1 protein-coding gene is annotated in these 686 nt (G+C 37.5%); it reads left to right on the top strand.

Features of this window, described 5'->3' with window-relative positions; translation table 11 throughout:
- Positions 1-3: 3 nt before the first annotated feature.
- On the top strand, positions 4-686 hold a 683-nt coding region (locus ASC72_RS24390; protein WP_371258473.1), incomplete at its 3' end, for a transposase.

Genomic DNA, 686 nt, shown 5'->3' with positions numbered 1-686 from the left:
CGTATGAAAGAAGACCATATGCKMAACGGKCAGCTCAAGCCCGCTTAYAATACACAGATATCCACCCAGAACCAGATTATTGTTCACTATACCATCCAYCAAAATCCGACYGACACCAAAACATTAAAGCCTCACTTGGAGAATTTTGAACAGACTTATGGAAAAAAAATCTTTAAAAAGYTGGAAGAAATAACAGCTGATGCARGTTACGGCAGTGAAGAGAACTATGATTATCTGGAAAAAAAGAARCTCAAAGCTTTTGTGAAATACAAYACTTTTGAAAAGGAACAGGACCCGAACTATCAAAAGAAATACAAGGCTTTTAGACTCAAAGCTTTTGTGAAATACAAYACTTTTGAAAAGGAACAGGACCCGAACTATCAAAAGAAATACAAGGCTTTTAGCAAAGAGAATTTATATTACAATCAGCARGAAGACTATTATGTATGCCCGATGGGACAAAAGATGCTCAAGACACATGAGAATCAGAAAAAGACAGCTGGGGGATATACCCAAACCTTATCCCATTACCAAGCTAAAAACTGTGAGGGCTGCCCCATGAGAGGCCAATGTTTTAAAGCCAAAGGAAACAGAAGCATAGAGAGAAACCACAATCTGGAAAGGCATAAAGAAAGAACAAAAGAATTACTTCTCAGTGAAACAGGAATACAAAGAAGAAAACAACG

The sequence above is a fragment of the Flavobacterium sp. Root420 genome (genome assembly GCF_001427905.1).
Lineage (GTDB): Bacteria > Bacteroidota > Bacteroidia > Flavobacteriales > Flavobacteriaceae > Flavobacterium.
Note: the sequence above shows the minus strand (reverse complement) of the source record. Positions and strands in the feature narration are given on the sequence as shown.